14 protein-coding genes are annotated in these 12,803 nt (G+C 73.2%); 10 read left to right on the top strand and 4 right to left on the bottom strand.

Annotation, left to right across the window (positions count from 1 at the left end):
* Positions 1-4 precede the first annotated feature (4 nt).
* On the top strand, positions 5-1,195 hold the full coding sequence (locus tag ABZ444_RS41195) for an acyl-CoA dehydrogenase family protein (protein ID WP_358009297.1): 1,191 nt from the start codon (positions 5-7) through the stop codon (positions 1,193-1,195).
* Entirely contained in the window at positions 1,192-2,289 is a 1,098-nt protein-coding gene (locus tag ABZ444_RS41190; protein WP_358009295.1) for a phosphotransferase family protein, read from the top strand. The genes ABZ444_RS41195 and ABZ444_RS41190 overlap by 4 nt, the downstream gene beginning before the upstream one ends.
* A gap of 22 nt (positions 2,290-2,311) precedes the next feature.
* Here ABZ444_RS41190 and ABZ444_RS41185 read toward each other — a convergent pair whose 3' ends face one another.
* Both ABZ444_RS41185 and ABZ444_RS41180 read right to left on the bottom strand, forming a co-directional pair.
* The gene (locus ABZ444_RS41185) at positions 2,312-2,887 is read right to left on the bottom strand and encodes a TetR/AcrR family transcriptional regulator (RefSeq protein ID WP_357975501.1); all 576 of its coding nucleotides are present in this window, start codon (positions 2,885-2,887) and stop codon (positions 2,312-2,314) included.
* Positions 2,884-3,303 (bottom strand): hypothetical protein, encoded by a 420-nt coding sequence (locus ABZ444_RS41180; protein ID WP_357975498.1) that lies wholly within the window; start codon positions 3,301-3,303, stop codon positions 2,884-2,886. The genes ABZ444_RS41185 and ABZ444_RS41180 overlap by 4 nt, the downstream gene beginning before the upstream one ends.
* Before the next feature lie 55 nt (positions 3,304-3,358).
* Here ABZ444_RS41180 and ABZ444_RS41175 point away from each other — a divergent pair, with 55 nt between their 5' ends.
* From ABZ444_RS41175 to ABZ444_RS41155, 5 genes are read left to right on the top strand one after another with little or no spacing between them, the layout of a single operon-like run.
* Positions 3,359-4,039 (top strand): class I SAM-dependent methyltransferase, encoded by a 681-nt coding sequence (locus ABZ444_RS41175; protein WP_358009293.1) that lies wholly within the window; start codon positions 3,359-3,361, stop codon positions 4,037-4,039.
* A gap of 50 nt (positions 4,040-4,089) precedes the next feature.
* A complete protein-coding gene (locus ABZ444_RS41170; protein WP_358009291.1) occupies positions 4,090-4,860 on the top strand; it encodes a hypothetical protein in 771 nt (256 codons plus the stop codon).
* Entirely contained in the window at positions 4,857-5,987 is a 1,131-nt protein-coding gene (locus ABZ444_RS41165) for a hypothetical protein (protein WP_358009289.1), read from the top strand. The genes ABZ444_RS41170 and ABZ444_RS41165 overlap by 4 nt, the downstream gene beginning before the upstream one ends.
* Positions 5,984-7,411 (top strand): hypothetical protein, encoded by a 1,428-nt coding sequence (locus ABZ444_RS41160; protein WP_358009287.1) that lies wholly within the window; start codon positions 5,984-5,986, stop codon positions 7,409-7,411. Before ABZ444_RS41165 ends, ABZ444_RS41160 begins: the two co-directional genes overlap by 4 nt.
* On the top strand, positions 7,402-8,685 hold the full coding sequence (locus ABZ444_RS41155) for an AAA family ATPase (protein ID WP_358009285.1): 1,284 nt from the start codon (positions 7,402-7,404) through the stop codon (positions 8,683-8,685). The genes ABZ444_RS41160 and ABZ444_RS41155 overlap by 10 nt, the downstream gene beginning before the upstream one ends.
* A 33-nt stretch (positions 8,686-8,718) precedes the next feature.
* On the opposite strand, the gene ABZ444_RS41150 is transcribed toward ABZ444_RS41155, so the two are convergent.
* Positions 8,719-9,657: a GNAT family N-acetyltransferase gene (locus ABZ444_RS41150; protein WP_358009283.1), complete on the bottom strand. Its 939-nt coding sequence runs from the start codon at positions 9,655-9,657 to the stop codon at positions 8,719-8,721.
* 69 nt (positions 9,658-9,726) lie between these two features.
* Between ABZ444_RS41150 and ABZ444_RS41145 the strand changes: the two genes are divergently transcribed.
* Positions 9,727-10,047: an STAS domain-containing protein gene (locus ABZ444_RS41145; RefSeq protein WP_358009281.1), complete on the top strand. Its 321-nt coding sequence runs from the start codon at positions 9,727-9,729 to the stop codon at positions 10,045-10,047.
* On the opposite strand, the gene ABZ444_RS41140 is transcribed toward ABZ444_RS41145, so the two are convergent.
* The gene (locus tag ABZ444_RS41140) at positions 10,028-11,596 is read right to left on the bottom strand and encodes an MDR family MFS transporter (protein WP_357975475.1); all 1,569 of its coding nucleotides are present in this window, start codon (positions 11,594-11,596) and stop codon (positions 10,028-10,030) included. The genes ABZ444_RS41145 and ABZ444_RS41140 overlap by 20 nt on opposite strands.
* Positions 11,597-11,692: 96 nt before the next feature.
* Here ABZ444_RS41140 and ABZ444_RS41135 point away from each other — a divergent pair, with 96 nt between their 5' ends.
* Positions 11,693-12,241 carry a helix-turn-helix domain-containing protein gene (locus tag ABZ444_RS41135; protein ID WP_357975472.1) on the top strand — a complete coding sequence of 183 codons (549 nt, stop codon included), beginning with the start codon at positions 11,693-11,695 and terminating at the stop codon, positions 12,239-12,241.
* A 92-nt stretch (positions 12,242-12,333) separates the two neighbouring features.
* Positions 12,334-12,765, top strand: a complete 432-nt coding sequence (locus ABZ444_RS41130; RefSeq protein WP_358009279.1) for an ATP-binding protein — start codon at positions 12,334-12,336, stop codon at positions 12,763-12,765.
* The last annotated feature ends 38 nt before the right edge of the window (positions 12,766-12,803 follow it).

The raw sequence follows: 12,803 nt of genomic DNA, 5'->3' as shown, positions 1-12,803 counted from the left end.
CCCCATGAGCTTCGCCGTACCCGAGCACGTCCGGCCGATCCGCGACGCCGTGCGCGCGTTCATGACCGAGCGCGTCGAACCGGCCGAGGAGGTGCTGCACGAGGGCGGGCCGCGGGCCGCCGCCACCATGGCCGGGCTGCGGGACGAGGCCAGGAAGGAGGGCCTGTGGGCCCTCGGCCACCCGCGCGAGCTGGGCGGCGGCGGGCTGCCGTTCCTCGACTACGTCTACGTCAACGAGGTCCAGGGCCGCAGCGAGTACGGGCAGCTCGCGCTCGGCACGTTCACGCTGCAGGACTCGCTCATGCTGCACGAGCACGCCTCCCCCGAGCAGCGCGAGCGCTACCTGGAGCCGCTGGTGCGCGGCGACATCTCGCCCAGCTTCGCGATGACCGAACCGGCGGTCTCCAGCAGCGACCCCACCCAGCTCACCACCTCCGCCGTGCTCGACGGCGACGAATGGGTGATCAACGGGAACAAGTGGTTCACGACGGGCGCGTCGGTGGCGGCGTACACGACCGTGATGTGCCGGACCGAGCCGGACGCGCCGCCCCACCGGGCCTTCTCCATGATCCTCGTCCCGACGGACACGCCCGGCTACACGATCGTGCGCGAGACCCCGGTGCTCGGCCTCGACGGCGCGCACTGCGAGGTGCGCTACGACGACGTGCGGGTGCCGGCCACGAACCTGCTGGGCGAGCGCGGGCACGGCTTCGTCATCGCCCAGCGGCGCCTCGGGCCCGGCCGGATCTTCCACTGCATGCGCTGGCTCGGGCAGGCACAGCGGGCCTTCGACCTGATGTGCCGGCGGCTGCACACGCGCACCGCCTTCGGCGAACCGCTGGCGGCCAAGCAGCTCATGCGCCGGCACGTGTTCGACTCCTACACCGAGATCCAGGCCGCCCGCCTGCTCACGTTGCAGGCCGCCGAGGCCGTGGACGCCGGCTCGCAGGCCCGCGTCGAGATCGGCGCGATCAAGGTGGTGGGGGCGCGCATGCTGCACAACGTCATCGACCGGGCCGTCCAGGTGTACGGCGCGGCCGGCCTGACCCCCGACACGCCGCTGGACCGCATGTACCGGCACGCCCGCGCCGCGCGCGTCTACGACGGCCCCGACGAGGTGCACATCGACGCGGTCGGCCGCCGCCTCCTGGGCGCGTACGCGGCCGGCGGCGCCTGGGAGTTCGGCCCGCGATGAACCGCGTCGAGGCGATCGTCCGCGAGGCGTACGGCCCGGACGCCACCGTCCCGTACGCGGTCCGGCTGCCCGGCGGGGCCTCCAGGGAGAGCTGGGCCCTGGACGTGGTCGTCCCCGGCGGCGACCGGCACGAGCTGGTGCTCCGGCTCGACGGGCCGGGGGCCGTCCTGGAGGCGGGGACGGGACTGGCCGAAGAGGCGCGGCTGATGCGGGCGGCGGCCGACGCCGGGGTGCCCGTGCCGCACGTCGTGGCCGCTGCGGGACCGCCCGCCGGGCCGTCCACCGGACGGGCCGCCCGACCGCCCGCCGGGCCGTACGTGCTGATGAGCCGGATCCCCGGCGAGACCATCCCGCGCCGGATCCTGCGGGACGAGGCGTACCGGGAGGCCAGGCCGAGGCTGGCCGCCCAGTGCGGGCGGGCGCTGGCGGCGATCCACCGCATGCCGCTGTCGTGCCTGCCCGCGACCGAGACCGCGCCCGAACCCGAGACCGCGACCCCCGAGACCGCGACCCCCCAGACCGCGACTCCCGAGACCGTGACCCCCGAGACCGTGCCTGCGCCGGCGCCTGGGACCGAAGCCGTGGCCGCCGACCCGCTGCGCCGCTGGCGGGACGTGCTCGATCTCACCGGCGAGCCGCATCCGGTGTTCGAGCTGGCCCTGCGCAGGCTGGAGGCCGACCGGCCGCCCGCCGTCCCGGCGAGCGTCGTGCACGGCGACTTCCGCAACGGCAACCTGATCGTCGGCCCGGAGGGCGTCAGGGCCGTGCTCGACTGGGAGCTGGCCCACGCCGGCGACCCGCTGGAGGACCTGGGCTGGCTGTGCGTCAAGGCATGGCGGTTCGGCTCGCCGCTGCCCGTGGGCGGGTTCGGCGGCTACGCCGAGCTGACCGCCGCCTACGAGGAGGCCGGCGGCCGTCCCGTCGACCTGGACGCGCTGCGCTGGTGGGAGACGTTCGGGGTGCTGAAGTGGGGGATCATCTGCGTCATGCAGACCATGCGGCACCTGCGCGGCGGCGCCTCCTCGGTGGAGCTGGCCGCCCTCGGCCGCCGCGCCTGCCAGAACGAGTGGGACCTGCTCGGCCTGCTGACCTGACCAGGCCGCCCGTCGCCGACCCTCAACCCCCGGCGACGGCGGCCGCGATCACGTCGACCAGCCCCTCCACCACCTGCGAGCGGTCGACCTCCGGATGCTCCAGCCACCAGTCGCCCGTCGTCTGCACCATGCCGACGAACGCGTGGCCGAGCACCTGGGCCCGCACCGGGTCGGCCACCACTCGCTCGTCGGCCAGCACCCGGCCCAGCTCCTCGCCCAGGCCGCGCACGAGCGAGGTCATGTGGGAGCGGATGCGGGTGTCCTCGGCGCTGGCCCGGTGGAACAGGAAGCGGTAGAGGTCGAGGTTGGCCGAGATCAGGTCGAGATAGACGCCGATGGCGGCGCGGGCACGGGCCCGCAGGTCGGTGCCGGGCCCGGCGAACTGCGGACGCAGCTGGGCGATCACCGTGCGCACGTGGCGGTCGGCCAGCGCCTGGTACAGGCCGCTCTTGTCGCCGAAGTGGCGGTACAGGACGGGTTTGGTGATGCCGGCCTCGGCGGCGATGGCCGCCATCGACACCTCGGGGCCCTCGGCCAGGATGGCCCGGTCGGCGGCGTCGAGCAGCGCCCTGCGCCGGTCGGGGTCCCGTCTGCTCATCTGCTCAGGATAGATCGCAGACGACGCGGCAGCAGCGCCGAGAAGACCAGTAACGCGCCGGTGTAGGCGTACAGGCCGGTGGCGCCGGCGAGGGTGCCGGGCGGCTCGGCCCACGGCGGCTCCCACAGGCCGGGCAGCGCGCCCGCCAGGCCGATCGCGGCCCGCAGGTCGAGGGCGAACAGCACGCCCGCCACGGCCAGCGGCAGCCCGCAGGCCAGCGCCGCGGCGGGCCAGGCGGCCAGCACCGCGACGATCAGGGCCGCCGCCGCCAGTAGGCCCAGCCCGGCGGGGGCCGGGGCGAAGGCCGCCTGTCCGGCCCGCAACGCTCTGGCGCCCGCCTCGGTCAGGTAGTAGACGGGGGGAACGGCGGCCAGGCCCACGCCGACGCCGATCAGAACTCGTACCTCACCGGTCACAGAGGCCATCGTCCCCCGCTCACGGACGGCTCACGCGGCGGTTAGGTTTTTGGTCATGAAGAACACCGGTACAGGACCAGGCGCCATCACCCCCGACGGATCCCCCGTGGAGTTCTACACCCTCCTCCAACCCGGCCGCGACGCCGACGTCGTCATCCAGGAGACCCCGCCGGGCGGGTCCGTCCTGGAGCTCGGCGCCGGCGTCGGCAGGGTCACCCACGCGCTCGTCGAGGCCGGGTTACAGGTCGTGGCCGTGGACGAGTCCGCCGAGATGCTGGCCCACGTGCGCGGGGCCGAGACGGTCCACGCGCGGCTCCAGGACCTGCGGCTCGACCGGCGCTTCGACACCGTCACGCTGGCCTCCCAGCTCGTCAACGTCGTCGACGAGGAGGTCAGGCGGGCCTTCCTGACGGCGTGCGCGCGGCACGTCAAGCCGGGCGGGGCGGTGCTCGTCCAGTGGATGACGGCCGAGCGGCACGACAGCTGGCGGCCCGGCTCGGGCCGGACGGACGGCGACGTCACGATCACCCTGGCGGAGGTCGAGGAGATCTCCCCCGGCGTGTTCGCGGCGACCATGCGCTACGAGCACGGCGACCGCCTCTGGACACAGTCGTTCACCTCGCGCCGCATGACGGACGACGACCTGGCCGACGTCCTGGCCGCCGAGGGGCTGCGGCTGGAGCGGTTCCTCACCGAGGACCGCATGTGGTTCCTGGCCCGGCCCTTTACAACGTAGATTTCGGGGTAAATACTGGGAAATACTGGAACTGTTGATACCCTCGCGCCATGAGTGACCCGCTGGACGAGCTGGAGCGGCGGATCGACGGGCTCCGGGCCGGCGTGCGCAAGGCCATGCGCGTCAGGGACGGCGCGACGGCCCGCGTCCTGCGCGCCGAGCTGCGCGCCGCCGAGCGCGCCTGGGACGCCCTGGTGAGCGGCGAGCAGCCGCGCGCCAAGGCCGAAGGGCCCCGGCTGGTCACCGTGCGCGAGCAGGTGCACCAGGCGCTCGCGCTGCTCGGGGCCGCCGCGCAGCCGCGCCTGGTGGTGGCGGTCAGCGGCGCGTTCTTCGCCGGCACCATCCGCAGCGCCCAGCTCACCAGCCTGCGCCGCGACGAGGAGCGCTCGTTCCGGTCCACGCCGCACGGCAGGCCGTACTACCTGTGCGCGGCGCTGACCGACCGCCTCTCCCCCGCCCGCGGCCTGCTGACGCTCAGCACCTGGCCGCTGGAGCGGCGGGTGGTCGGCCCGCTCAGCCCCCGCGTCGACTTCCTGACCTGCGCCATCGCGGTGGCCTCGCACGACTGCGCGGACGAAGGGGCCCTGCGCTTACTGGCGCGGATGGCCAGGAACGTGCCCGGCGCCACGGCCGCCGACCTCGGCCCGCCCGACCGCCGGCGGATCGCCGAGGCGGCCGGCGCCGAGCTGGCGGTGCACGCAGAACGCGACACGCGCGACCGCGCCGAGCTGGCACGACGCGCCACATCCCAGCTCGGTCACGTGGCCAGGCTCTTCGGCGCCGCTACGCTGGGCACGATCAAGGAGGAGACAGCGACGTGAGCGGCTTGAGACGCGAGGACGGCCCGGCCCACCGGCTCGACGCGCTGCGCGGCACGACGCCGCCCAAGCCGCACGACGCCAGAGCGATCGCGGCCCTGGCCGCCAACCCCGGCTGCGCCCGCCGGGCCCTCATGGACGGCGCCGGCGTCGACAAGCACGCCGCCGCCCGCCACCTGGGCTTCCCCGCGCCGTTCGGCCAGTCGCCGTTCGCGATCACCCGCGGGAACGCGTTCGAGGCGCTGGTCAAGGCCGACGGCTGCGCCGAGCTGCTGCGCATGCTGCGCGAGGTGCTGGACCTGCCGGTCGCCGAGGTGGCCTACCACGACGTGGAGAACGTCGGCGCCCATCTGCGCCACACCCACACCCGCGCCCTGTTCGACCGGGCGGCGCACGGCGACCAGGACGCCGGCACGCTGTTCGACCACCCGCTGCTCAGCCTGGAGATCGCCGGCCACACCGCCTTCCTCGAACCCGACGTGGTGGCCTTCCAGCTCGGCGGGCGCTTCCACGTGGTGGAGATCAAGTCGTTCGCGGTGGTCGACGGGCAGGCCGAGCCGGCCGCGGTGGCCGCCGCCGCCCGCCAGGCCGCGGTCTACGTGCTGGCGCTGCGCACGATGCTGGCGGAGCTGGGGCACGACCCGCTCACCGTCTCCCACGACGTGGTGCTGGTGTGCCCCGAGAACTTCGCCAACCGGCCCGTGGCGACCCTGGTCGACGTGCGCAGGCAGCTCGCCGTGCTGCGCCGCCAGCTCACCCGGATGACCGGCCTCGACCGGCTGCTCGCCGCGCTCCCCGACGACCTCAGCTTCGACCTGCGGCCCGGCGAGGACGGCCGGCCCACCCGCCCGGTCGCCGAGCTGGCCGACGCGCTGCGCAGGACCACCGCCCGCTACGCGCCCGACTGCCTGTCCGCGTGCGACCTGTGCTTCTTCTGCCGCGACGAGGCCCGCCAGGAGGGCGCCTCCGACCTGCTCGGCCGCCAGGTGCGTGACGAGCTGGGCGGGGTCGCCTCGGTGGCCGAGGCGCTGGGCCTGGCCGACGGCCTGCGCGACCCGGCCGACGGCCAGGAGGAGATCGCCGGCCTGCTCCGCAACGCCGAACGCCTGCGCAGGGAGTGCCTCAGTTGAGCCTGCTCACCTCGCTCGCCCGGCTGCGCGCCCTGCGGGAGGGCATCGCCCAGCCCGTCGCCACGGTCCGCCACTGCCACGTGGCCGCGCGGCCGATGGTGTTCATCCCGCTCAAGCTGTCGGGCGAGGCCGCCGCGCCGCTGGCCGCCATGCTCGGCACCGATCGCGACCGGCCGCGCCTGCTCGTCGTCAGCCAGCCGCGCAACCGCGACCTGCGCTTCGCCTGGGCCGCCGAGCTGGCCGGGGTGCTGCTGCCGTACGTCGAGGGGTTCACCGCCGAGACCGAGACGGTGGAGCGCAAGAACTCCGACCCCTACGAGCGGGCGCTCGACGCGCCGCAGCTCGTCCTGCCGAACCAGGCGGGCGTCGGCTTCACCAGGCTGCTCGGGCGCTCCACGCGCTTCCGCAGGCCCGACGGGCCCTACCCGGTGCCGCCGGAGGTGCCGCTGCTGGGGCGGTGGCTGACGTACTTCGCGGAGCGGGCCGCCTACCCGGGCTCGTCGCTGACGCCGGCCGCGACCGAGGAGCTGGGCCGCCACTGGGCCAGCGGGCAGAGCGCGCTGGAGGACGCCAACCTGGCCGCGCTGCTGTCCTGGATCACCCAGGGGCCTTCCGACGACGCCGAGGACCCGCTGATCTGGCCGCCCGCCGGGCCCGCGACCGATCCGGGCTTCGACGCCGAGGTGCTCGCGCCGGCCATCGAGAGCGAGTCGCCCGAACGGGTCGCCGAGGCGCTGCGCACCCAGCTCGAACCCACCTGGCGGCTGATGTGGCAGGCGCTCGACCTGCTGGCCGGGCTGGAGCCGGGCGCGAGCGTGGCGCAGCGCTGGGAGCAGGACCGCGGCTCGTTCAGCGCCATGGCCGCCCACATCGCCGAGGGCGCGCCGCCGCAGGCCAGGCGCGACGGCGCGGTGGCCGCCGCGGCCAAGCTGGCCCGCATGGAACGTGCCCAGGCCGCCTACGACGTGCAGCGCGCCTACGACGACCCGCTGGTGATGGCCGAGTACCGGCTGACCGGCGAGGCGTTCGCCGGCGAGGTGGTCGAGACCGTCCCCGACAACGTCGAGGGCGAGGGCCGCTCGCGCAAGCTGCGTCCGCTGGTGGTGCTCAAGACCGACGACCCGGTACGCCTGCCGCCCGGCGCCTCGCTCGGCACCCCGCAGCGCCGCGGCCAGGGCGCCGAGCTGGTGGAGGCGCACGGCGGCCTGGTCACCCTGAAGATCACCAAGGGCATGGGCCGGGGGAAGACGCCCGCCCCCGGCGCCGTGCCGGAGATCGGCGAGCGGGTCTGCTACACCTCGCTGACCGACGACTTCCAGGGCTCGCCGGCGCTGCCCGAGGCCGAGGCCACGCCGTGGACGCACGGCGGGCCGCCGCAGGAGTACATCCCCGCCGACGAGGACGCCCAGGAGGAATGGTCGTGAGCGAGAGCCCGGAGCAGGTGATCGCGAACGTCCTGGCCGACCTGCCCAGGAACCGCGGCGTCGTGGTCGACTCCCCGCCCGGCGCCGGGAAGTCCACGCTGGTCGTGCGCGCCGCCGCGCACATCGCCGCCGGCGGCGAGCCGCTGATGATCGTCGCCCAGACGAACGAGCAGGTCGACGACCTGGTGGCCCGCATCTCCGACAAGCACCCGCACCTGAAGGTCGGGCGGCTGTCGGCCGGCGGGTACGTGCCCCACCCGCGCATGCTGGAGCTGCCCGGCGTCACCGTCGGCACCAGGATCCAGGACCTCGGCGACCCCGACATCGTCATCGCCACGGCCGACAAGTGGGCGTGGATCTCCGGCCGGGTGTGGCCGTGGGCGATCGTGGACGAGGCGTACCAGATGCGCTCGGACAAGCTGCTGCGCATCGCGGGGCTGTTCGAGCGGGCGCTGTTCGTCGGCGACCCAGGACAGCTCGACCCGTTCTCGATCGTCGACGGCGACCGCTGGTCGGGGTTGTCGTGGGACCCGTTGCAGAGCGCGGTGGCGGTGCTGCTGCGGCACAACCCGGAGCTGCCGGTCCACCGGCTGCCGGTGTCCTGGCGGCTGCCCGCCTCGGCCGCGCCGGTGGTGTCGAAGGCGTTCTACCCGTTCACCGGGTTCCGGTCGGGCACCTCGGCGGGCGACCGGCGGCTGGAGCTGACCGCCGGCGGCATGGGCACCGTGCACGACCGCGCTCTGGAGGAGGCCGCCCGGTCGGGGTGGGCGCTGCTGGAGCTGCCCGAGCGGCACACCGTGCGCACCGACGGCGAGGCCGTGCAGGCGGTGGCGCTGCTGGCGGCGCGGCTGCTGCAGCGCGGGGCCGTGGCCGCCTCCGAGCAGGGCGAGCGGCCGGTGACCGCCGACCGGATCGCGGTCGGGGCGGCCCACCGCGACCAGGTGGCCGCGATCAGGAACGCCGGGCTGCCGCCGGAGATCACCGTGGACACCGCCAACCGGCTCCAGGGCCGCGAGTACGACGTGACGATCGTGCTGCACCCGCTGTCGGGCCGCCGCGACGCCACCGCCTTCCACCTGGAGTCGGGGCGGCTGTGCGTGCTGGCCTCGCGCCACCGGCACGCCTGCGTGATGGTGGCGCGGGCGGGCATCGCCGAGCTGCTGGACGCCCATCCGTCGGCCGAGCCGGTGCAGCTCGGGGTGCCGGTGAAGTTCCCCGACGGCTGGGAGGCCAACCAGTCGGTGCTGGAGCACCTGGCCCGCCACCGGGTCTAGCGGCGGGCCCGCCACCGGGCATGGCGGGCGGCGTCAGAGGCGGCGCCGCCAGACGTCGATGGCCAGCACGCGGCGCATGCCCGCCGACTCGTACAGGCCCAGCGCGGGGGTGGTGTTGTTGCTGTCCACGTGCAGGATCGTGCCCTTGCGCCCTCTGGCGGCGTCGGCGGCGAAGGCGTGCCGGAGCAGGAAGCGGCCCAGGCCCCGGCCGCGGAAACGCGGGTGCACGGCGAGCGTGGCGACGTAGCCGCAGTCTTCGTCGGGGACGAACTGGTTGCTGCCGATCAGCACGCCGGCGGGCTCGCCGTCGATCCTGGCCAGGGTGAGCTGGCTCCAGTCGGTGACGCTCTGGGCCTGGCGGCGCTCGTACCAGTGGTCGTAGTCGACCGGGACGAAGCCGAAGTGCTCGGCGAAGCCGATCTGGTGCACCTCGTGCGCGGCGCGGCGGGTCTCCTCGTCCTCGCCCGTGTGCAGGGTGAGGCCGGGCGGCGGCGTGGGCGCCTCGACAGAAGCCGCGTCGTCGGCGTGGTCGACGCGCATGCGGTGGAAGCTGGTGCCGGGCTCGAAGCCCTGCTCCTTGGCGTAGGACTGCTTGTCCTGGTCGGCGCGGTAGATGCCGATGTCGAGGGTGACGCCGTCGTGGCCGCGTTCGGCGCCGAGCTCGCGGGCGCGGGCGGTGACCGTGTGCCACAGCTCCTGCCGCAGGTCGTCCAGGCCGGAGCGGGTGATGACCTCGATGTTGACCAGGTCGCTGTCGCCCACCCGGCAGGCCCAGGCCCAGCCGGCCAGGCGGCCGGTCCCGTCGTGGGCCAGCCAGCCGTCCCTGTCGAGGTCGAAGCCCGGCTCGGCCAGCTCGTCGGCGATGTCGTCGAGCGTCATGTCGGGCGACCCGATGACCTCGGTGTCGTAGGCCGCGACCAGCTCGTGGATGGCCGCGGCGTCGTCGACCCGGGGGCGGCTCAAGATGTGCATGGACAGGATTGTGCACACTGCGCCCACCCCGGCGCCTCCCATTTTTCCCGGGGTGGCTAGGCTGGGCGGGTGGTCGACAGGAAGCCGCTGCACATCGAGGTCGCCACCCCCGACGCGACCACCGTCGCGCTCGCCCTCAGCGGCGACCTCGACTGGGAGTCCGTCAGCCGGCTGGGCGAATTCCCCGTCCCCGCGGGCTGCACCGCGATCGACGTCGACCTGTCCCGGCTGACCTTCGTCGACTCCTCCGGCCTGGCCGGGCTCGTGCGCCTCCAGCTGAGGGCCGCGGACGCCGGCGCCGTGGTGCGGGTGGTGGCGCTGACGCCCTATCTGCGCAGCCTGTTCCAGCTGACGGCGATCGACCGGCTGTTCAGCCTGCCGCCGGGCTGACCGCCTCCTGCGGGGCCGCCTCCGCGGGCGCGCCGCCGCGCAGCGGGATCTCCTTGATGAAGGCCGCCAGCAGCGGCACCACGACGGCGAAGGCGATGGCCCACCAGAACACGTCGGAGATCGAGATCGCCAGCGACTCCAGGATCCCGGTGCGCATCTGCGGGACCCGTTCGAGCTGCTTGGGGTCCATCCGGGCGCCGCCCGAGGTCATGCGCTCGGCCGCCTGGGCGCCGAACCGGCCGGTCAGCTCCGACAGGTAGTGGTTGTTGAAGATCGCGCCGAACAGCGAGACGCCGAACGAGCCGCCGATCGACCGGAAGAACGTGGTGGCGCTGCTGGAGACGCCGAGGTCCTTCTGCTCGACGCTGTTCTGCGCGATGAGCATGGTGGTCTGCATGAGGAAGCCCATGCCGAGGCCGAGCACGGCGATGTAGAGGCCGGTCTGCCAGGAGGCCGTGTCGACCCCCATCGTGGACAGCAGCCACATGCCGGCGGCCATGCCGACGCCGCCGATGATCGGGTAGATCTTGTACTTGCCGGTGCTGGTGATGGCCTTGCCGACGAACAGCGACACGACCATGGCCGAGGCCATCATGGGCAGCAGCAGCAGGCCGGAGTTCGTGGCCGTGGCGCCCTGGACGGTCTGCTGGAACAGCGGCAGGAAGTTGATCGCGCCGAACATGGCGAAGCCGAGCAGGAAGCCGATGCCCGAGATCAGGGTGAAGTTGCGGTTGCGGAACAGCTGCAGCGGCATGATGGGCTCGGCCACGCGGCGCTCGACCACGATGAAGCCGGCCAGGAAGACCACGGCGACCGCGATCAGGGTGAGGATCTGCCAGGAGCCCCAGGTGTACTCGTTGCCGCCCCAGGTGGTGATGAGCACCATCGCGGTGATGCTGACCGACAGCAGGACCGCGCCCGCCCAGTCGATGCGCACCTTGTTGTGCGTCCGCGGCAGGTGGAGGTTGAGCGCGAGCAGGACCAGCGCGACCGCGCCGACCGGCAGGTTCACGTAGAAGGCCCAGCGCCAGTCGAGGTGGTCGGTGATGAAGCCGCCGACCAGCGGGCCGGCGATCATCGCCAGCGACATGACGCCGGCCATGATGCCCTGGTACTGGCCGCGCTCGCGGGGCGGGACCAGGTCGCCGATGATGGCCATGACGTTGACCATGAGGCCGCCGGCGCCCAGGCCCTGGATCGCGCGGAAGGCGATCAGCTCGGTCATGCCGTCGGCGGGGCCGCCGAGCATGGAGGAGCCGGCCATGCCGCACAGCACGGAGCCGATCATGAAGATGACGATCGAGGTGATGAAGATGGTCTTGCGGCCGTACAGGTCGCCGATCTTGCCCCAGATCGGGGTCGAGACGGTCGTGCCCAGGACGTAGGCGGTCACCACCCACGACAGATGGGTCAGGCCCCCTAACTCGCCCACGATACGTGGCATCGCCGTACCTACGATCATGTTGTCCAGCATGGCCAGCACCATGGCCAGCATCAGGCCCGGCAGGACGACCATGACCTCACGGCGCCGTCCGACTGCCTCCGCCACTGCAACCCCCAGTTTGATCTTGCTTACTTGCCGACCGGCAAGCTTAGAATAAGCTAGATACTTACTTGCCGACCGTCAAGTCGAAACAGGTGCAAAGTGCGGGAAGACACGCGGGCGCGGATCCAGGAGATCGCGCTGAAACTCTTCACGGAGCAGGGTTACGAGGCGACCTCGCTGCGCGAGATCGCGGAAGAGCTGGGCGTGACCAAGGCCGCGCTGTACTACCACTTCAAGACCAAGGACGACATCATCGGCAGCCTGGTCGACCTCCGGGTGGCCGAGCTGCAGGAGCTGCTGGAGTGGGCCAGGAACGCGCCGAAGACCCCCGAGACCCGCCGCGAGCTGCTCGCGCGCTACGCCGAACGGCTGCGCCAGCCCCGCTACCTGGCCGTCGCCCGCTTCCTGGAGAGCAACCAGACGGCGATGCGCAACCATCCCCAGCTCGCCAAGATGCGCGACACGATGATGGAGCTCACCGCCGAGATGAGCGACGCCGGCGCCACGCCCACCGAGCGCATCAGCCGCTCGCTGGCGCTGTTCGCGCTGCACGCGGGCAAGTGGCTGTCGATGGCCGGCGAGGGGCTGACCGAGGAGGAGATCGACAAGGCGTGCATGGAGGTGGCGCTGCGGCTCGTGGAGCAGTAGCGACCCCTGTGGCACTCTGACGGCGGAACCGACGATTGGCGCGCCGGATCCGGGGCAGAAGGCTCGCACGCATCCAGACGGGAGGAGACGCAGTGGAGGCGACGATAGCGCTCCGACTGCCCAGGGATGCGGCGAGCGTCCCGCTGATCAGGCAGATGCTGGACGGCACGCTGCGGTCGCTCGGCGTCGAGGACCAGATTCGCGACGACATCGAGTTGATGCTGACCGAGGCGTGCGCGAACGTGGTCAAGCACGCCACGCCCAGCGACGACTACACCGTCAGCGCCTGCGTGCGCGACGACCTGTGCGTCATCAAGGTCATCGACACGGGGGGCGGTTTCGACCCGAACAAGGTGATCGAACCCGGCCCGGGGGCCGAGCACGGCCGAGGACTGCAGATCATGCGCGCGCTCGCCGACGACATCCGGTTCACCAACGTGCGCGAGAACGGGGCGATGGTCTGCCTGGAGAAGAAGCTGCGCTTCACCCCCGGGGCGGCGGGACAGCATCTCATCGCCAGGTGACCCGCACACCGGGGCCGGGCCGCCGCGTCAGCGGCGGC

It is taken from the genome of Nonomuraea sp. NPDC005730 (assembly GCF_040630865.1).
Taxonomy (GTDB): domain Bacteria; phylum Actinomycetota; class Actinomycetes; order Streptosporangiales; family Streptosporangiaceae; genus Nonomuraea.
The sequence above is the reverse complement of the archived record's forward strand: the minus strand, read 5'-3'. Positions and strand labels throughout refer to the sequence as shown.

What these genes read in the sequence shown, in the direction of transcription:
- ABZ444_RS41150 (WP_358009283.1), bottom strand. Translation starts at nt 9,657, where the DNA reads ATGCACATCTTGAGCCGCCCCCGGGTCGACGACGCCGCGGCCATCCAC.
- ABZ444_RS41185 (WP_357975501.1), bottom strand. Translation starts at nt 2,887, where the DNA reads ATGAGCAGACGGGACCCCGACCGGCGCAGGGCGCTGCTCGACGCCGCC.
- ABZ444_RS41175 (WP_358009293.1), top strand. Translation starts at nt 3,359, where the DNA reads ATGAAGAACACCGGTACAGGACCAGGCGCCATCACCCCCGACGGATCC.
- ABZ444_RS41155 (WP_358009285.1), top strand. Translation starts at nt 7,402, where the DNA reads ATGGTCGTGAGCGAGAGCCCGGAGCAGGTGATCGCGAACGTCCTGGCC.
- ABZ444_RS41195 (WP_358009297.1), top strand. Translation starts at nt 5, where the DNA reads ATGAGCTTCGCCGTACCCGAGCACGTCCGGCCGATCCGCGACGCCGTG.
- ABZ444_RS41170 (WP_358009291.1), top strand. Translation starts at nt 4,090, where the DNA reads ATGAGTGACCCGCTGGACGAGCTGGAGCGGCGGATCGACGGGCTCCGG.
- ABZ444_RS41190 (WP_358009295.1), top strand. Translation starts at nt 1,192, where the DNA reads ATGAACCGCGTCGAGGCGATCGTCCGCGAGGCGTACGGCCCGGACGCC.